This is a genomic window from Sporosarcina sp. So3-204 (assembly GCF_058068165.1).
The window spans coordinates 1,126,990-1,145,383 of sequence record NZ_CM176485.1 but is presented as its reverse complement, the minus strand read 5'-3'; the positions used below and the strand labels follow the sequence as shown (position 1 = coordinate 1,145,383).

General features: G+C 36.7%; 17 protein-coding genes. 7 read left to right on the top strand and 10 right to left on the bottom strand.

Annotated elements, in window-relative coordinates:
- Positions 1–136: 136 nt before the first annotated feature.
- The 4 genes from AC3RV6_RS05475 to mazF all read left to right on the top strand — a co-directional run bounded on the left by AC3RV6_RS05475 (position 137) and on the right by mazF (position 2,342).
- Positions 137–709, top strand: a complete 573-nt coding sequence (locus tag AC3RV6_RS05475; protein WP_489748452.1) for a hypothetical protein — start codon at positions 137–139, stop codon at positions 707–709.
- Between the two features lie 458 nt (positions 710–1,167).
- The gene (locus tag AC3RV6_RS05470) at positions 1,168–1,509 is read left to right on the top strand and encodes a phage holin family protein (protein ID WP_489748451.1); all 342 of its coding nucleotides are present in this window, start codon (positions 1,168–1,170) and stop codon (positions 1,507–1,509) included.
- Positions 1,510–1,740: 231 nt separating this feature from the next.
- Entirely contained in the window at positions 1,741–2,013 is a 273-nt protein-coding gene (locus tag AC3RV6_RS05465) for an AbrB/MazE/SpoVT family DNA-binding domain-containing protein (RefSeq protein WP_489748450.1), read from the top strand.
- The gene (gene mazF, locus AC3RV6_RS05460) at positions 2,010–2,342 is read left to right on the top strand and encodes an endoribonuclease MazF (RefSeq protein ID WP_489748449.1); all 333 of its coding nucleotides are present in this window, start codon (positions 2,010–2,012) and stop codon (positions 2,340–2,342) included. Before AC3RV6_RS05465 ends, mazF begins: the two co-directional genes overlap by 4 nt.
- A 179-nt stretch (positions 2,343–2,521) precedes the next feature.
- Here the strand turns inward: mazF and AC3RV6_RS05455 are convergent, their stop codons facing one another.
- The 4 genes from AC3RV6_RS05455 to AC3RV6_RS05440 are packed head-to-tail and all read right to left on the bottom strand — an operon-like array spanning position 2,522 to position 8,739.
- Positions 2,522–5,728, bottom strand: coding sequence for a chromosome segregation protein SMC (locus tag AC3RV6_RS05455; protein ID WP_489748448.1), 3,207 nt, complete (start codon positions 5,726–5,728; stop codon positions 2,522–2,524).
- Positions 5,725–6,414 carry a hypothetical protein gene (locus AC3RV6_RS05450; protein WP_489748447.1) on the bottom strand — a complete coding sequence of 230 codons (690 nt, stop codon included), beginning with the start codon at positions 6,412–6,414 and terminating at the stop codon, positions 5,725–5,727. The genes AC3RV6_RS05455 and AC3RV6_RS05450 overlap by 4 nt, the downstream gene beginning before the upstream one ends.
- Positions 6,377–7,768, bottom strand: coding sequence for a hypothetical protein (locus AC3RV6_RS05445; RefSeq protein ID WP_489748446.1), 1,392 nt, complete (start codon positions 7,766–7,768; stop codon positions 6,377–6,379). The genes AC3RV6_RS05450 and AC3RV6_RS05445 overlap by 38 nt, the downstream gene beginning before the upstream one ends.
- Positions 7,744–8,739: a DUF2399 domain-containing protein gene (locus tag AC3RV6_RS05440; RefSeq protein WP_489748445.1), complete on the bottom strand. Its 996-nt coding sequence runs from the start codon at positions 8,737–8,739 to the stop codon at positions 7,744–7,746. Before AC3RV6_RS05440 ends, AC3RV6_RS05445 begins: the two co-directional genes overlap by 25 nt.
- 454 nt (positions 8,740–9,193) lie before the next feature.
- On the opposite strand from AC3RV6_RS05440, the gene AC3RV6_RS05435 reads away from it, so the two are divergent.
- Positions 9,194–9,913 (top strand): 3-ketoacyl-ACP reductase, encoded by a 720-nt coding sequence (locus AC3RV6_RS05435; RefSeq protein WP_489748444.1) that lies wholly within the window; start codon positions 9,194–9,196, stop codon positions 9,911–9,913.
- 1,088 nt (positions 9,914–11,001) lie between these two features.
- Here the strand turns inward: AC3RV6_RS05435 and AC3RV6_RS05430 are convergent.
- The 6 genes from AC3RV6_RS05430 to AC3RV6_RS05405 all read right to left on the bottom strand — a co-directional run bounded on the left by AC3RV6_RS05430 (position 11,002) and on the right by AC3RV6_RS05405 (position 15,962).
- On the bottom strand, positions 11,002–11,721 hold the full coding sequence (locus AC3RV6_RS05430) for a Fic/DOC family protein (RefSeq protein ID WP_489748443.1): 720 nt from the start codon (positions 11,719–11,721) through the stop codon (positions 11,002–11,004).
- 3 nt (positions 11,722–11,724) lie between these two features.
- On the bottom strand, positions 11,725–11,910 hold the full coding sequence (locus AC3RV6_RS05425) for an antitoxin VbhA family protein (protein WP_489748442.1): 186 nt from the start codon (positions 11,908–11,910) through the stop codon (positions 11,725–11,727).
- A gap of 1,110 nt (positions 11,911–13,020) precedes the next feature.
- Entirely contained in the window at positions 13,021–13,707 is a 687-nt protein-coding gene (locus tag AC3RV6_RS05420) for a DUF3888 domain-containing protein (protein WP_489748441.1), read from the bottom strand.
- 226 nt (positions 13,708–13,933) lie between these two features.
- On the bottom strand, positions 13,934–14,104 hold the full coding sequence (locus tag AC3RV6_RS05415; protein ID WP_489748440.1) for a hypothetical protein: 171 nt from the start codon (positions 14,102–14,104) through the stop codon (positions 13,934–13,936).
- A gap of 422 nt (positions 14,105–14,526) precedes the next feature.
- Entirely contained in the window at positions 14,527–14,757 is a 231-nt protein-coding gene (locus AC3RV6_RS05410; protein ID WP_489748439.1) for a YqkE family protein, read from the bottom strand.
- Positions 14,758–14,777: 20 nt separating this feature from the next.
- The gene (locus AC3RV6_RS05405) at positions 14,778–15,962 is read right to left on the bottom strand and encodes an acetyl-CoA C-acetyltransferase (protein ID WP_489748438.1); all 1,185 of its coding nucleotides are present in this window, start codon (positions 15,960–15,962) and stop codon (positions 14,778–14,780) included.
- Positions 15,963–16,032: 70 nt separating this feature from the next.
- On the opposite strand from AC3RV6_RS05405, the gene AC3RV6_RS05400 reads away from it, so the two are divergent.
- Positions 16,033–16,935 carry a hydroxymethylglutaryl-CoA lyase gene (locus tag AC3RV6_RS05400; protein WP_489748437.1) on the top strand — a complete coding sequence of 301 codons (903 nt, stop codon included), beginning with the start codon at positions 16,033–16,035 and terminating at the stop codon, positions 16,933–16,935.
- A gap of 17 nt (positions 16,936–16,952) precedes the next feature.
- Positions 16,953–17,876, top strand: coding sequence for an alpha/beta hydrolase (locus tag AC3RV6_RS05395; protein ID WP_489748436.1), 924 nt, complete (start codon positions 16,953–16,955; stop codon positions 17,874–17,876).
- The last annotated feature ends 518 nt before the right edge of the window (positions 17,877–18,394 follow it).

Genomic DNA, 18,394 nt, shown 5'->3' with positions numbered 1-18,394 from the left:
TCTTTTGTATAAAACCTGTTTCGACTCACTCTATAAAATCATAACTGCCAAGCCATTCTGAAAAGGCTGACGAAAACAATGAAGATAAAGTTATATATACCGATACAATAGATAAGAAAAACAATAGGAGGTTGGAATGATGAAAATTAATTCAAATCAATCAAACTTTAATTTACCTAAAATACCAACTAAAGATACGAATAAAAATAATGTTAAAAATTTGGAACAAGCCATCGCAAACCCAGTGGATAAGTACATACCATCTGAAAAGGAAACGAGTGTCACCTATGAAAAGCCTTCTTTTAAGGCAGATACAGTCACGATTGAACGGCTAAAAGCAGAAAGCGAAAAAGCCCATGAACAGTTACGAAATTTAGTTAAACAGCTTCTTGAAAGGCAAGGATTGAGCTTTGAAGAAGTGGCAAATGGGAACAAAGAATTTATAGTGGATGACGAGGCACGTTTAGAAGCACAATCAGCAATAGGAGACGGCGGCCCCCTAAGTCCTGAAAATGTCAGTGATGGCATCGTAGATTTTGCGAAAGCGATTTCTGGTGGAGACAAAAGTAAATTAAAGTTACTCAGGGATGCAATTGAAGATGGATTTGATGAAGCCGCTAAAGTATTAGGCGGAAAACTACCTGAAATCTCACAAAAAACGTATGAGCTTGTGATGGAAAAGCTAGACAAATGGGCAGAGGAAGACTAAAAAGCTGAAGATAGAAATGATGTTTCTTTAAAGAGTTAGCGTGTACCTAACAAAGCCGCTGAAAAACTATTTTACATTAGACATTCTAGTTGATTGAAGTGCAGAGCGGCGACTCCAGCGGAAACAACACGATCTGAAAGCCCCGCAGGAAGAGCCGTCACGGGGAACGGCTTTTGCGACCAAAAAGCGGAGCGTTTGAGAGCACTTTTTGTTTTCGCGACGAGGAGATTGAAGACGTGTCCGCGGAAAGCGTCCGCTCGGAACGGAAATCAACGGCTCTACAGAAATTCATACTTTTTCAGCGGCCTCCCTAACTTTGTTGGAGACACATTTTTTAATTGAAACAGGTTGTCCTATTAAGTGCACTTTTATACATTTATAGCATCTCTTCAGTTTATACTATAACGATGAAGGGTATAGTTCTATATTGAAATAATAATTTAAAGGTTGGGTTTCTAATGAAATGGTTTGGTAGAATTCTTATAAATGCAGTATTTTTTCTTTTATTATCTTATTTAATTCCCGGATTTATCGTAAAAAGCATAGGGGCTGCAATCATTGCGAGTATTTTATTGGCCATTGTCAACATGCTCGTGCGTCCAATTTTAATTCTCTTTACATTACCAATAACCCTTGTAACGCTCGGTTTGTTTTTATTTGTTGTGAACGCACTTATGCTTTTACTTATAAATAAAATGATGGGTACAGGGTTTATTATTGAAGGTTTTGGAACTGCGCTACTTATTGCGATTTTAATGTCCGGGTTAAACCTCTTGATTAAACCAATGCGCAATGATTAATTTCAACAGGTTTCATTTTCCGTAAAATTATAGCATTAACCCGAAAGAGACCTTCGCATATATTCGCAAAGGTCTCTTATTAGGATTCTAATATATGGGAACAGCTCAGCCAACTAGTACCTATAGTTTTTGGTGCAAAACCTTACCATAATACTAAAAAGGTGAATCATGAATTATTCCACTCACCTTTGTATATACTATGTCTATACATCAAAATAAAAGGATGATATAATGAAATCAAATAAACATGAAGGAGTGATACCTTTGGCTACTACAGCTCAAAAATGGGGTAACAGTTTAGGTATACGCATCCCTAAAAAAATTGCGGAAATGTCAGGCACTTTTGTTGGGACCACATTTAACATTTTTGTTCAGGACGGGAATATCATATTACAACCAATAGATAAAACCCCTACTTTAGAAGAGTTACTTGCCAATGTTACTGCCGAAAACCGCCATACTGAAATTGATTTTGGTGAACCGAAAGGAAATGAATTGATTTGAATAATGCACCAGAGCGTGGGGATTTTGTTTTTGTTGACTTCGATCCCCAGGTCGGACACGAACAAAGTGATCACCGGCCGGCAATCGTCTTATCTCCGAAAAGTTTTAATGAGGTAACAGGATTTGCAGTTGTGTGCCCAATCACCAAAAACATAAAAGGTTATCCATTCGAAGTAGTACTGACAGATAACTCAATCTTTCATGGTTGTATATTAACAGATCAAGTAAAAAGTTTGGATTGGAACGCAAGAAAAATTAAGATTAAAGGTCAAGCACCAATAGATATTGTAAATGAGTGTCTCGATAAAATCCAAACATTCTTAACATGAATCTCCCGCCGCTTACATGGAAGGTGCCAAGTTATGAAACGGTTCCGAATCCCTCCATAACCTAGCACCTTTAAATTACACAATTAAACAAATCATCCAGGTGGGTTCTTATGTTAATAACGCTTTGAATTCCTTAACTTTATCTACACTTAACTTCGTCAATTTTGCAATACGCTACTTTAATCCATTTTTTTTATTCCAATTCCTCTTATTTTACTTTGTAATTTTTTCGGATCATGTGACACAATGAATGCTTTTGAGAATTGATTATAATACGTATCTTCGTGTGCTTTAGGAGATAGAATTATTAATTTCCGCTTCAGTTCTTGGGCATAAAGCTCAAAAACTGTTGCTTTACGCGTTTCATCCAAAGCACTATCGAACTCATCCAGTACAATAAAACCGGCTTGATTCTCTAGATTTTGGAGGAGAGATAATGCAAATAACAATGAACTTAAAGACTCCTCGCCGCCTGAGACACCTTTTCCAACCCTTCCGCCTCTTGCTTTTAAACTAACATCAGCCAGTTTCCCCCGATGCCCTTCTTTCCGAACGTAAATAAATAATTTAAATACAGGACGTCCTTTTTTATCCATTGATTTATCATATTGAATTTGACTTTCAAATTGGAATAACCCCATATATTGCTGAAAGAGAAGATTAATCTTTTGAACTTGCATCGCAATCGCAGTTTCCAATCGCTGCTCATTTTGAATCGCACGTTCTTCATTTTCCTCTAATAGATTTTTGGCAGCATGCAGTTCATCTTTTTTGCGTAGTACTTCCTGTTCTAACGTCTGAAAGTTTTCTACAGCATTTGGATCGATATCCGTTTCATTTCGTGCATTTGTAAATTCTACTTTTGCTTGGTTCTGTCTATGTTGGAGGTCATATTTCGATTCCTCCATTTTATCTACAGCCAACGCTTTTTCGACGAGTAAAGGAATTAATAAATTAAGCCCAGCTAACTCTTCTTTATAGCGTGCTGCCAGGTTAGACATGGCGATACGTTCTTCCTCTTTGTCACTTTTTTGTTTCGAAACTTGTGCTATTTCTCGTTGATTTTGATTGGATTCATCTTCTAAATTATCTATACTTTGCTGATTTTTCCGAAGTTGTTGCTGTAAATTATAGAGCTTGTCTTCAATTGATTTTATCGTTCGACGCATTGTTGTTATTTCCTGCTTACCATTTTTCATTAACAGTTCCAATTGTTGCAGATGCCCAATCTTTTCTGCCTGCTGTCCAAACTGCTCGTAGACCGATAAGTCCGCTAATCGAACTTTCGCCTCTTCACTCCACTTATATGATTCTTTCCACACTTCTTTTCCCTCAAGTTCACATTGCTCTTTGATCCCTTGCAATTGCCTATGGAAGGTTTCCAATTGAGCTAGTTGACCGACTCTATAATGTTGCTCCGCCTTTGACGATATAAACGCTTCTGCTTCTTTTACTTTTTGTACATCTGCATTCCAGACGCGGTATTTGTTGTTTTCTTCTAATAACTTTTGTTCATTTACTTTAATTTCATTCTGTAATGTATTAATTAACAGCTCAATTTTCTTCCTTCGTTCTTCAAGTACTTTTTTACTCAAAATAAATGTATCTTGTTCTTGTGGACCCCTAATCCCTTGTTTATCGATCAACAAGCCATTTTTAATAGCTGGTTGTTCAGAAATGAAAAACTGTTCAATCCACCAAAGTGCACGTGACGCTTGGTTTTGTTCATCAGTAGAAAGCCCTTCTCGCATTTCCAAACCCCACTCGGGTAATGCTATGATTGCTCGGGTTGGTACTAACTTCTTTAAAGATACATGGTATAAATCATTAATAGGCACACAAGTTGATGCCTTATAAAAAATGGTATATTTTATCGAATCAAATAAACGTTCTTTTTGAATCTCCGTATCGTCTGTTAATTTAACAAAATGACGTAACGAATAAGCCGTGATATTTTGCTTTTTTAAATGACGAATTGCTGCTTGCTGACGCTTCGATTCTATTTGATTACTTTTCAACATGACTAGCTCTTCATTATTCAAACGAAGTTTCTCTTTCGCGTAATCTAACTGTTCTTTTACGGTTCGAAGTGAGTCTTCAAGTGTTAGTAGATTTCTCTCTAATCGATGGCTCGACGTGTAACGCTCAATTAACTTGTCGGCTTCTTTACTTTCCGCTGCCCATTGGTTAATCGTTGCCTGGATAGTGGAACGTTCCCCACGATTCTTTTCAATTTCCTCATCCGTTTTCTGAACTTTTTCCTTTAATTCGCTTTCCTTATTTCCCAATCGTTCAACTTGTCCTTGTGCATAGGCCCATTTTTCTTTCGTTTCGGATTCTAAATAAGGCAGTTTGTTATACGCTTCTTTTAATTCACTCAATTCATTTGTCAGTGCGTCAACTTCTAATTCGATTTTTGAGACTTGATCCTCATTATTTTCCAGCTGCTCTCCCAATTGTTCGTGGGTATTTTCCTGTTCGACTTGCTTTTGTTCTAATTGTCCTTTTACATCCTTTTCCTTTTGTAAGTAAGTGACAATCTTGCTTTTTCTTTGAGCCAATTCCTCTAATTCATTTTTACGTTCTTCTATATATTTTTCCATTTCTAATCGTTCATTTTCTGCAAATAATTGGAGACCGTAAGTCGTCAAAGCAAATTTGTAACCATTTTCAAAGAGTCGTCGCTCATTATCTTCGAAACGATCTTTTTTATCTCGCGCTACTGATAATTCAAATTCATACATTTTTTGCTGGTTCGCCGCTACAGTTAAAGATTCCCGTGCTTCTTTCACGATTTCCAGACTTGTTTCCCAATCTTTCTGTATGTTATCAATACCATGCATTTCACTAAATATGCGAAATCTTTCTTCTGGTGCCATAACCGAAAATTGGTTAACCTCTTGCTGATACCAAATCAAATAATACAAGTCAGGATGAATTTTATATTTAAATTGGAGATCTCTTCTATAAGCTGTAAAGTTATTTTTATTCACATCACCCGACCGATACGTTTGACGCAACTCTAAATCTTCTAATTCATCGCCATCATGAATTTCATAATGTAACTTCATAGGCTGCTTTGGGGCTTGTTCACAAATCAAACGAAATTCAATGTAAAGTGGTGCATCAATCCGTGAATTACCTTCATTTTTAAAAAGGATACGGATAGCAGCTCTCCAAACTTCGTCTTCTGGAAGGTTTTGAGATTTTAACCCTTCGATATCAACTTTACTTGAACGTAAAACCGCACCCATACAAAATGAAATCGTGGACTTCCCTGCACCATTTGGCCCGGTTATTAAAATATGATCATCTGCATTTCCTAAATTCATTTCCTCCGCACCATAATCCCGAATACCTGTAAATTGTAGACGCCAAGGAATCACACGAGCCCCTCCCTTTCATAAAGGTTGTAGCGATTAAAGAATTTCATGACATCATCTTTTGATAATTGGTTTGAATGACTGAATTCGACCATTCTGCGTAAAAAAGAATCTGAAAACATATGCACACCAATTGCAGTCAAACGATAGGCATCTTCCTTAGCAGATAATTGATGATTTTCAGCAGCTCCTATTTTTCTCAACGAATCAATCGCTAACTGAATACGGCGATTCCCTTTTAACATTTCATGTCCGAAAGCTTCTAGCAATTGAGACAGCAACGTATAGTCATGCTTTAATACTTCCTGTTGATAAAACATGAACAACAGAACAGCTAAAGCTTCCTCTGATAATGTATGGCGGGCGGAACTCGCGGGTACACGAAGCATGGCAACGATTTGGTCGCGTTGCTCATCATAAATTAGGCGGTAGTATCTCCCAACTGCTTGGTTCACGCGAGATATAAAGGACAAAAAGTATGGATCATCACGAGACACGCCTAATGACTTTTCTACTTCTTTTCGAGATAAGCCAAAATTACTCGACCGAATCGTTGCGCTTGATGAAAAGAGAATGGACATGAAAGTTTGCTCTTCACGATTTGTTAATACACTACGTAAAATCTGAAGGCTATTCAATGAATAATCCGAATTACTTTCTCCTTCGAATGTTGGATTTTCTTGTGTCATCTTGTATCCACTCCCATTCCTTGTCATATTCTTTTACCTGTTCTTTTGGTTCAATGATGACTTTTTTATTAGCCTCAAGTGCAGCAACCCCTAGAAGTTGGCGAATCGCGTCACTCCAAGACGCAGAACTTGTTTCAACCATCGTTTCCTCTAAGTCTGCTTCGTTTTTCTCCTCTAAATAGCGTTCAATCTTTTCCGTATCAATGCTAGCCTTTGTAAGAAGCCAACTTGCCTCGTCCATTAGATTTTCCATAGATTCAAATGCTATATTTTCTTCATGAAATTCGACATTCAATGTTTCTTCAATATCTGCCACCATAGGTTCATAGTTTTCAAGATAATCAATTCCCTTTTCAATTTCCAAATGGGATAGTGGACTCGCATATTTTACCGGCATCCAAATGCCATCCAATTCTTCTCCTGGGTACTGTCCTTGGTCCATAAAACTAAACAGCTGATGAGCATTTGGAATTTCTGATTCAGCAGGCGGATTAAACATCTTCGTAATAAAAATCCGTACCTTTTCTGGAGAAATCGTCGTCTTTAAAGGGGTCTGTTGTACATTCATAAACTGAAGGTATTTATTAATCATTCCAACAGAAAGGCTTGTCCCTTGCGTTAGCGCTCCCGTTCCCCTTTGCATCAAATTGCTTAGTACAAGACTATCCTCAATCGTTTTAAATTGATCTAACCGTTGATGCAGTTTGATCTCTAAATCCTCCATTAATGTATGAATCAATTTCAGTTGCGGCAACGCATTGCGATCAGCTAAAAGTTCTAACTCTCTATTTTTTAACAGTTCAATTCCCTCTAGAACGTTATGAATTAAACTCGCAATGCGATTCCCTCCTGAAATTCCTTTGTCATCATAGGCTTCACTGATTTCTGCATCTCTTCTCGCTTGAAACAAGGACCGCCCAATTTCATCTTCCAAATAATAGGCAAGGGAATCATTTGCCAATCGGGTTAACGCGTCCATCATTCTTTTCCCTACGCTCATCATTTTAATTTGATGGGTTTGTTTGCTGATCCAGTTATTTTTTGAAAGGATCGTAACGATTTGATGTACCCTTGCTTTAGATGGAGGTTCCCCGTCTTCGTATCGGGATTGATAACGGTAATAAAGCGTATCTTCGTTATCAATTGCATCTGTCAGTCCGTATGCTTCTTCGTGAATCAATTCGATAATTCTTAAAAAACGAAGCATCTCTAACGGAGAATCAAAAACAGCCTCTGTAGAAAGGTCCTTCATTACGCCAGCTAAAGATATGATATCTCGCATAGCTCGGTTCATTTCAGGTTGATGTTGATCACTTTTAAATATTGATATTACTGACTTATCCACTTTCTCCATTCCAGCGTACCCCCCAACGTCATTTCTTGTTCCGCATTTTGGACCGTTGCTGACCACATGTTGTATGCTGCATAAGTTGTAAAAACATTTTCTTCATTTCCAATTAATCGATAAGGTATGTCTTCTACAAGGTTGACTAAATCATTAGCAATGATTTCTCCCGCTTTATCATAATCCACCCATATCATTACTTTGTGAATCGATGAGTTGCGGCATAATTGTTTAATCATTTTCCGATGGGCACCTCTAATTTGACCATCTACACCTAATATGAATGACTCGGTACTCTCCAAAAATTCAACTTCTTTTGCCATCCGAGTTAAAACGGCCCGATTTTCTACAAGCCACAATATGTTAGCAGTCGTTTGAAAGCAGTCATCTATCACGGCAATATCAGTCGTCGCATGAACAGTACCAAGGGAATACTTCGAAAAATTCCCCGTCAAGTTCCCTGTGAAAAGTATAGGAACAATCGAGCCGACACTAATAATTCCTAATTCATTTATAGGTGCATTCAGCCATTTTTCTAGGCGGCTAATAAATACTTCACGATTCGTATCAAAAGCCTTTGAACCGCCGATTTTTTTATAGTAAGTAGCACCAATTTCTTTATATTCCATTCGTGGCTTCTGTCTTTTCAGCTGTAAATAAGCGATTAAGAAGTGATGGAATCTCCGCACTCTTTCTGCCATCCAAGATTCGGCGTCCTTTAATTCAGTCGTAAATTGAAGAATACATTCAAGAAACTCATGCGGAATAACATCTTTCGAGCGCTCGATTTCCAAAAGTAAAGTTTCCTTCAACAATTTGTCTGCGCCTGAAACCTCTTCCGCTTTTAACCGTTCATATTCAAATAATCCCGGTCCCATTCGATAAAAGCTAGACAAAGGTGTTCGGCCATCTTTTTTAAAGCGGATTTCTTGAATGAGCCACCCTTTAACTAATGCCTCTTCTATTATTGTCGCTGCCATCGGCAAAGAATCTTTACGTGTCTTAGGTTTAAGTTTTAACTTTATAATTTCTTCAGGTGGGCATACATCGAATTCAGCTGCTATTAAAACATTGCCTGTCTTTTTGTAAGTTCTTGCTGTCCACTTTTGTATTTCCCATTCATTTTCATCTAATTGTACAATTGTTTCTCCGGCCTTACATACATATTTCTCTATAAACTCTTTCGCTGTTTGTATCGTAACTTCCTCCTCTACGCCAATTGCTATTACTTTATAGTATAAAGGAATACTTACTAATGGTGTACTAACACAAGAGAAAAGTAGATTATCATTTCTTATTGTAATGTTTAGGATTGTTAAGCTTGGAAATTTGTGAAGTTTATCACAATCAAATTAATTGGAAGTCGCTTGGCTTAGGTTTATAGTTAATTAGGTAGATGAAGATTTTAAAACGATATTAAAAGGAGTTTTATACATGCAAAGTTTAAAAGGTAAAACTGCTTTAATTACAGGAGCAGGTAAAGGTATAGGACGCGCTACAGCAATTGCTTTCGCAAAAGAAGGCATAAATATTGGACTTGTGGGAAGAACTTCTGAAAACTTAGAAAATGTTGCGAAGGAACTCGAAGCTTATGATGTAGATGTAACAATGGCTGTCGCAGATGTATCAGACAACCCTTCAGTTATTGCTGCAGTTGATCATATTAAATCGGAACTTGGCGCAATCGATATTTTGATAAATAATGCAGGAACAGGGAAATTCGGATCGTTTTTAGAGTTATCTCCTGAGGCGTTTAAAAACATTATCGACGTCAATTTAATGGGCGTTTATTATGTTACGAGAGCTGTTTTGCCTGAAATGATTGAACGTAATACAGGGGATATTATTAATATTGCATCAACTGCTGGTCAAAAAGGTGGCCCTGTGACGAGTGCTTATAGCGCTTCAAAATTCGGTGTTATTGGTTTAACAGAATCACTAATGCTTGAAGTGAGAAAACATAATATCCGTGTTTCTGCGTTAACACCAAGCACAGTTGCGACAGATTTGGCTTATGCAGAAAATTTAACTGACGGTAATCCTGATAATGTATTGCAACCAGAAGACCTTGCAGATGTAATGGTTGCTCAATTAAAATTACATCCACGTGTTCTGCTTAAATCATCTGTATTATTTTCGACTAATCCGCAATAAAGAATTTTGCAAATGACTATTTATTAAAATTAAAAGAAGCGCCTCGTTTTAATAATTTTCACCTAAAATCAAATTCAAAAAACACAAGTGTCTTTTCAGAGGTCACTGAAAAAGTCCTCTTCACCTGAGGTTTTCTAGAATTTGTTGATTTCCGCTACAGATGGACGCTTTCCACGGGGCGGGCGGTGAGCCTCCTCGTCGCGAAAAAAAGAGTGCTCTCAAACGCTACGCTTTTCGGTCGCAAAAGCCGTTCTCCGTGACGGCTCTTCCTGTGGGGTCTCGCCTGTCCCGCTTCATCCCGTAGGAGTCGCCATCTTCCGCTACAATCAACGGAGTATTCTAAAAACCAGACTATAAAACACTAAACAGCGATTCATTTTCGATTAAAGCGAAAATGAATCGCTGTTTTATTGTATAATAAAAGGACTAATTCCAGGCGGTGGACCAACCCGAAGAACAAAGATATGCTCCTAACGCTTCGCTTTTACTCGCAAAAGCCGTTCTTCGTGACGACTCTCGCTTCGCTACCTTTGGTTGTTTCACCTGTCCCGCTGTTCCTCCCAGAGTCGACGTCTTGCACTCCAATCAACAAAGAGTCCACAAAAGTTCTCGTGCCACAATCAGCCCCCGATTGCTTATACATATCGTTTTCTCAGAACCTTTTATTTTGCAACTCTATTTTCTTTTCCACTTAATAAATATAAAGTTGTAAGAAAACCTGCCAATAATATCACATTTACGGTAAATGGATACCCCTTCGAGTAATTTCTAATTATCAAATATATTTCCAATGGTATCCATAATAAACAGAAGGTAATTAATAATTTATTCTTCATCTGCTAACAACCCCAAACTTTATGCGCAACACATTTATTATAATTTGGCTCGAATATTGAAATAGGGTACAAATCCTTGCTACAGAATCGCCCCCTGATTATGGTTAAGCTTATGTTTTCCAATTAAACTACATTGCTTGAAATTGAGCAACAAGAAGATAAAGTTGTTATAAAAAATGCAAAAGTGAATTTTCACTTTTGCACTTTTAATATGAATACTTAGAGCCTACCGAAATGATTTGTAAAATAAAGTTATTCATCATCAAGATCAATTTCAAAAGGTTTTTCTTCATATTTGGAAACATCGTATTTTCCAATTACTTGATAATTACTAGACGCATCATCATCAGGCTTGAATTTATTGAAATCGACTACATCTAGTGCATCAGAAATCATATTCAATAAATATTTTGGTTCTGGAGCTTCTTCTACTGTGGCAAGAACTAGTGCATTTCGTAAATATCCTGCATGTTGTGAAAGTAATTGAGCATTGAAGTCTAGCCTACTTGCTTCAGCAAAAAGCTTCATGAAAATAGAAACTGTTCTTGTATTTCCTTCGTGGTAAGGATGAACACGCCAAAGCTTTATCATAAATTCCGAAAAGTCTTTTACGAGACTAGGATTAGAATAGCTCCATTGTTTAGATTCAGACCAACTGAAAATAGTTTTCAAATCAGATATAATGTGATTTTTATCGCTATAAGCAATAGATAATTCGTTTAGAACCCGTTCACTTTTAGTTATATTGACTGTTCGGAATTTCCCAGCCCACGAATATAGCTCATGAAAAAGAAAGTGATGAATTATTTGAAGACTTTCGTATTTTTGAAAGTCAACCTTATGGTTAATAGAAGAAATATCTACAATCCCAGCGATTAACAACTGTGCTTCAACATCAATTAATCGTTGTTCATCCCGAATGTCTAATTTGTTGATTAAAATGTTTGTATTAGGATAAATATAAGGATCCATAAATTACTGTGAAGCCCTTGTATATTTTTCAACAATCGCTTGCTTCAATTGGCTGGATGATACTTGACCATTTTCATATTGATTTAAGAGGTTCTTTGTAAATGCACTTGGTTTCCCGCCGTCAATTGCGGCCATTCCAACTGCAAATTCTACTTGCTTTTGGCGTTCTTGCCGTGAATTTTCATTCATAAATAACACCCCTCGTTTGTTGTTACCTCTATTATACCAGTTTTCATGTACCATAAGATAGTTCGTTCACTTCATGAAAACTTTTAGAGTTTTATACAGAAGTTGGAAACGATTCTAGGGAAACTGTTACCATAGTAATAGGTAAGCCTTTGAAGTTATCGCCAGCTTTTCCCCCACTTCACACCGTACGTGAAACTTTCGCTTCATACGGCGTTCCAACTAATCCAATTCTATTCAATCATTAACACTTGATGTGTCTCAACTCTTCCGTTTCAATAAGTCGGTGCCTTCCGTAGAAGGTGAACCTCTATTAGTCTTACAAGAACTTTATTAACCGATAAAGATTTGTTGAACATGGTTGAATGAATCTTTTATTAGTCTAGTGGCTATCGCTCCACGTTCATTACACGCTTCAACGGTACTGTGCTACCACTTTCACTGATATGAAGAAAAGTTATACAGTCGCTAGTCTCACATCTATTTTCTTTTTCACCGTTTCATCGGGAGTAAGTCCTCCACGGTATCAGCTTACAACGTTGAATTATATCTATTATGGAACAGACTTAGATGCTTCCTATGAGCCTGGTAGCATTGCATGTGCCAGTAACACAAGATGGATTATTATATTCTCCATTCTTACTCATCCACAGCTAACCCTGCATTTGGTAGTAAATATATTTCTGTATAATGGGCGTCTAGACCCTTACATTCGGAAGTTCGTCAGCAATACATTTTGTTTTTGTATTTTATTGCATTCTCACCATATCTGTTCAACCCAAGCATCATGATTTACACCACCCCATCGGGTAGGCTTTCGTCAGCCGAACTGTTACGGTAAATTCTCACGCCTATTAGCCAACCTTATAACACACTTTTTCTTACTAATCAGCGTGCTACTCGACGCAGGGGAAGCCTTTCAGAGCGTTACCTCTTCATTCGACTTCTCGATATAACCCTTCAGTTTTAGGAGATCTAAAACTGCCTATCCTTTACCGAAATTGTGTGACCACATTTCATTTGAGTTAGGAACATTTCGCACACAGAATTGCCCCCGATAAAAGAATAAGTAATTAGTCTAATGCCTGCGTTAGCCCAAAACAGAAATTTAAATCAATCAATTTCTAAAGGCATTTTTTCGATATTCGAAATATCTTTATGTTCGTATTTTACCACTTCAAAACCTGGTATTTGCAATGTAATTGTATCGAAACCAAAAGGGGGCATTATCGGTCCTTTATAAGTAATAATTTGAATTGTTACGTTGTACTTATCATCATTTTCATTCCAAGTAATATCAGTTATTCTTTCAGAATAAAAAAGCCTTTCCTCGCCATAATATGATTTTGTCGCCTTTAGTATCTCTGGTCCAATCGCTCTCAAGAATGCCTTTTCAAGTATAATTTCACTACCAACAGTAGGGAGTTTTTTTTCTTCCCTTTTAATTACTTTCCATTGGTCGTTTTCTTTTTTTAACGTAAATAAAATATTCAATCCATCCAACTCTACTGCGTGTATATAAGCAAGATCGCCTTTCACATATATCCTTGGTTCTTTAACCCATTTCCGTACATCTGATGTTAATACACTTAAAATAGTCTTACCTAAAGGGGAAATTTGTCCTTTATCATTGTAAAATGGAAAATCTCCAAAGGTATATAATTCTTTAAATCCATTTAAATTGACATCAAAAAAATACTTATTTATAAAATCTTGACTGGGTGTTTCTTGTTTTGCAAAGACAACAGTATTATTTATGAGAAATAAGATACAAAAAAGGACATAGAGTTTTTTCTTCAATAAAAACCACCTACCTTTTCTTTATAGGTATCTTTCCCGAATTTTCTTCAATTATGATGCTCTTTAAACTAATACCAATTATTTCAAATCACCTTTTTCACAAGAAGTTATTCGATTATCTGGCCCTATTCTTGCACAAATTTTACTCAACTAGAGCACCCGATTACTGATGAACACAAAATTAAAATATATCATTTCTCTAAATAATCATTAGGTTTTGAAGAATTTACTTTATTTTTTTAAATAAATCAATTACTGATACAACAAAGATGTATAACGCAGCGAGAAAGAAAAGAAGTGCAAATAATTTAGAAATCAAAATATCCCTTCTTAGAAATTCACTGAATGAAATCCACATAGCCAACGCAAGTAAAACTAATGGAACCCAGGTTTTCATTTTTAGACACAACCTCTCTCTCGTACATCACAGAAGGCCCAGTTTGTGTAAGATTGCTTAATGAATAATTAATATTTGTTTTTAACTTAACACTATAAAGAATTGAGCGGTTGCAGAATAATAATAGTCTTACTAGTGTTACGTACAAAAGATACGAAAAGTTTCATACTTCCGATGTTAACGAACTCCAGGAACTACGTTTAGTTCTTGTTATTTAAGTCCCTTTCAATTACTATATTTCAAATATCCAAAAGTTTTCCAAAATGAAACGATTGTTAAATGAAAAAAAGCACCGCAATAATACTGCGATGCTAATTCGTTCTTATTTTAATTTTAGTACCAATCAACAGCACAGATTATCATAAGATGGAGTGGCGCTTTTTTTACACAACCTTAATATTAACTGCCTGTCAGTCAATAATTCAGTATTCATTCAACAGTTCTTCAAAACTCTTATTGTCTTCAATTTCTTTTCGTTCACGACGAATTTGTTTCTGGCGTTCTTCTTCTTTTTCACGTTCAACAGTTGTCAGTTCTTTTTTAGCTGCTTTAAGCTTTGCAAGTACATCTTCATTTAAAGAATCAGCTAATGTAAGTCCAGCACTCTCTCTATTCGAAGGACGTTGCTCTGCTTGTTTTCTTTTCTTTGCCATTTATAATAACCTACTTTCGATTATGGTCGAGTGACAATTGTAGCTACACCCTGGCCGCCGCCAATACAAAGTGTCGCAAGTCCTGATTTAACATCACGACGTTTCATCTCATGAAGAAGTGTTACAAGTATACGTGCTCCACTTGCACCAATTGGATGTCCAAGCGCAATCGCACCGCCGTTAACATTTAAAAGTTCATGATTAAATCCAAGTTCTCTATCCACAGAAATAGCTTGTGCAGCGAACGCTTCATTTGCCTCTACTAGTCCTATCTCAGATAACGTCATATTTGCACGCTCAAGTACTTTTTTAACTGCTTGTACAGGTCCAAGTCCCATCACTGATGGATCAACGCCTGCATTAGCATTTGCTGCAATAGTTGCAAGTGGTGTCAAGCCTAGTTCATCGGCTTTCTCTTTCGACATGATAACGAATGCAGCTGCACCATCATTAATTCCTGATGCATTTCCTGCAGTTACACTACCATCCCGTTTAAATGCAGGACGTAGTTTCCCTAGTTTTTCAGCTGTCGTTCCACCTCTTACGTATTCATCTGTGTCAAAAATAACCGGTTCGCCTCTACGTTGTGGAATTTCAATAGCAACAATTTCTTCTTTAAATTTGCCTGCTTCGATTGCTGCTGCTGCTTTTTGCTGTGATGTAGCTGAAAACTCATCTTGTTCTTCACGTGTAATTGAATATCTGTCACATAAATTTTCCGCTGTATTTCCCATATGATAATCATTAAAGGCACACCATAGGCCGTCTGTAATCATACTATCAATAATTTTTTGATCGCCCATTTTAAACCCTTCACGTCCACCTCGTAATAAATAAGGTGCTTGACTCATATTTTCCATACCACCTGCAACTACAATATCTGCATCTCCTGATAAAATTGCTTGACGCGCGAGTTGGACCGTTTTAAGTCCTGAGCCACATACTTTATTAATTGCCATAGCAGAAACGGTTTCAGGTAGACCCGCTTTAATTGCCGCTTGTCTCGCTGTATTTTGTCCAAGACCCGCTTGAAGTACATTCCCCATAATGACTTCATCTACTTGTTCAGGCGAAACATTTGCACGCTGTAGCGCTTCTTTAATAACTGTTGCACCCAAATCAACAGCTGAAACATCTTTTAATGAACCTAAAAATGATCCGATTGCTGTTCTTACTGCACTTACGATAACGACTTCCTTAGACATTTTAATTCCCCCAATGAATAATTTACCTTTTACATATATTTTGATTATAATACATATAAGGAGTGATACTATGTTCATTTTACCTGAAAGCGTTACGATTATCGAGGTTGGACCTCGAGACGGTCTTCAAAATGAAAGCAAACTGGTTCATGAAAACGATAAGCTAGCGTTTATAGAGGCATTACAGAAGGCTGGAATTCAAGAAATGGAGTTAACATCTTTCGTTTCTCCGAAATGGGTACCACAAATGGCGGATGCATCTGAAATTGTTAAGTCTTCTCCTAAAGTTGGCCGACAATTTGTACTTGCTCCTAATTTAAAAGGTGCGGAACTCGCTATTGAAGCCGGTGCAAAAAGTGTTGCCGTTTTTGTCGGAGTAAGTCAAACATTTAATAAAAAAAATATAAATCGAACAACTGATGAAAGTATGTCTGCCCTCGTTCCTGTGTTCTCTTTATTAAAAGAGCATGGCATTTTTATTCGTGCGTGTATATCTACTGCATTTTATTGTCCTTATGAGGGTAAAATAGAACAAAAAGCAGTTATTAAAATCTGTAAACAATTCGCTCAAATGGGTGCGGATGAATTAAGTGTTGCGGATACGATTGGAGCCGCGAATCCAAAGGAAAGCTATCTATTATTCAAAAAATTAAAAGAAGAATTACCAAACATTTTACTAACCGCACATTTCCACGACACAAGAAAAATGGCGATTGCAAATATTTTCGCTTCACTTCAAGCAGGAATTGACCGCTTTGATACCTCTGCAGGAGGTCTTGGTGGCTGTCCATTTGCACCAGGTGCTACCGGAAATGTCGCCACTGAAGATGTCGTGCATATGTTAGATACATTAGGGATTGAAACAGGTGTCGATGTTAAAAAGGTTTGTGAAGCTGTCGCAGGCATTGCACCGCATATATCTGGGTCTATTGAAACTGGGATGTACAGATTATTTGAAAACGATCAATTATGAATTGGAGGAAAGCCTTCATGAGACGGCGCGTTCTATATATAACCGGCATTTTCTCAAGTCTCGTGACTGCTTTGTTAACCATTTTCGGAGTTGTCGCGACGAATAAACTGATGTATGTAAAAATTAAAGATGCTAATGTCATTAGAGAAAGAGAAGTTTTAGCGAAACGTTTTGATGAAAAATGGTATGAGCTTGTAAGAAAAGAAGAATTATGGATTGCTTCGCCAAACGGCTATCCACTTAAAGCAGTATTTTTAAATCCACTCGATACTAATCAAACGGTCATCATTTGCCACGGTGTCACTGAAAACAAAATAAATTCTATGCGTTTCGCACGCTTATTTGAGCGTTTAGGCTTTAATTCAGTCGTCTACGATCATCGACGTCATGGTGATTCTGGCGGTAAAACAACCAGTTTTGGTTATTATGAGAAATCAGATTTAAAAGCAATTGTTGATGCAGTCCGTGAACGAATAGGTGATGCAACTTTAGGAATTCATGGTGAGTCTATGGGTGCAGCAACGACTATTCTTTACGCAGGATCCTATAAAGATGAAGCCGATTTCTATATTTCAGATTGCTCCTACTCCAATTTTAGCGAGCAAGTATTACATGTACTCAGAAGAGAAACGCCTCTTAGAAGTACAATGCTACTTCGTATAGCTAATTTATTTTTAAAAATGCGAGATGGTTACACATTAGGTCTTGTTTCACCAATAGTTGTCGTTGGTAAAATCGATAAGCCAATGCTTTTTATTCATAGTTTAAAGGATAATTTCATACAGCCTTACATGACAGAGGAATTATATAAAGCGAAAAATGGAGAAAAAATGCTAAAGCTGTTTGAAAAAGGTGGGCATGCAAGATCTTTTAACGTCAATCAAAAAGAATATGAAGCAACCGTTAAAGAGTTTTTGGATAAATATAATTTCAGAAATTAAAACAACCCGTCATTAGCATAAGCTAAGACGGGTTGTTTCGTTTTTTTAATTGTCCCTAAATTTATTCATTTGTTTCATCACTGAGCGGCTGTAGGTTAAATTAAAATTCTAAGTTATTCCATAACCTGACTTCCAAAATTCGCTTTATATTCTTCATTTCTTATTACTTTTCTTGTTTGGCTGTAACAACCAAATAAGAAACAAGAAAAATAAAGCAAAAATGATTCTGACTAATAGACCTACCCAAAAATGTAATTGATTAAAGATATCTACTGAAATAATGAAAGTTAATAAAAATCCCAAGATGAAAATTATTATATAACGAATCACCAGAACACCTCATTTTTACATTTATCAAATTATAACATATGATTTAATATTTAAAATTCTAGAAAAATGCTCAGTATTTTTTAGCACTATTTTAAACTATGAAAATAGAAATATCCGCTGGTAATTAACAGTGGTCTCCTCTATCAAAATTAAAAACCACCTCTCTGATTTATAACCAGAAAAGTGAT

What these genes read in the sequence shown, in the direction of transcription:
- AC3RV6_RS05475 (WP_489748452.1), top strand. Translation starts at nt 137, where the DNA reads ATGATGAAAATTAATTCAAATCAATCAAACTTTAATTTACCTAAAATA.
- AC3RV6_RS05470 (WP_489748451.1), top strand. Translation starts at nt 1,168, where the DNA reads ATGAAATGGTTTGGTAGAATTCTTATAAATGCAGTATTTTTTCTTTTA.
- AC3RV6_RS05465 (WP_489748450.1), top strand. Translation starts at nt 1,741, where the DNA reads ATGAAATCAAATAAACATGAAGGAGTGATACCTTTGGCTACTACAGCT.
- AC3RV6_RS05450 (WP_489748447.1), bottom strand. Translation starts at nt 6,414, where the DNA reads ATGACACAAGAAAATCCAACATTCGAAGGAGAAAGTAATTCGGATTAT.
- AC3RV6_RS05445 (WP_489748446.1), bottom strand. Translation starts at nt 7,768, where the DNA reads ATGGAGAAAGTGGATAAGTCAGTAATATCAATATTTAAAAGTGATCAA.
- AC3RV6_RS05440 (WP_489748445.1), bottom strand. Translation starts at nt 8,739, where the DNA reads ATGGCAGCGACAATAATAGAAGAGGCATTAGTTAAAGGGTGGCTCATT.
- AC3RV6_RS05435 (WP_489748444.1), top strand. Translation starts at nt 9,194, where the DNA reads ATGCAAAGTTTAAAAGGTAAAACTGCTTTAATTACAGGAGCAGGTAAA.
- AC3RV6_RS05430 (WP_489748443.1), bottom strand. Translation starts at nt 11,721, where the DNA reads ATGGATCCTTATATTTATCCTAATACAAACATTTTAATCAACAAATTA.
- AC3RV6_RS05425 (WP_489748442.1), bottom strand. Translation starts at nt 11,910, where the DNA reads ATGAATGAAAATTCACGGCAAGAACGCCAAAAGCAAGTAGAATTTGCA.
- AC3RV6_RS05415 (WP_489748440.1), bottom strand. Translation starts at nt 14,104, where the DNA reads ATGAAAACCTGGGTTCCATTAGTTTTACTTGCGTTGGCTATGTGGATT.
- AC3RV6_RS05410 (WP_489748439.1), bottom strand. Translation starts at nt 14,757, where the DNA reads ATGGCAAAGAAAAGAAAACAAGCAGAGCAACGTCCTTCGAATAGAGAG.
- AC3RV6_RS05405 (WP_489748438.1), bottom strand. Translation starts at nt 15,962, where the DNA reads ATGTCTAAGGAAGTCGTTATCGTAAGTGCAGTAAGAACAGCAATCGGA.
- AC3RV6_RS05400 (WP_489748437.1), top strand. Translation starts at nt 16,033, where the DNA reads ATGTTCATTTTACCTGAAAGCGTTACGATTATCGAGGTTGGACCTCGA.
- AC3RV6_RS05395 (WP_489748436.1), top strand. Translation starts at nt 16,953, where the DNA reads ATGAGACGGCGCGTTCTATATATAACCGGCATTTTCTCAAGTCTCGTG.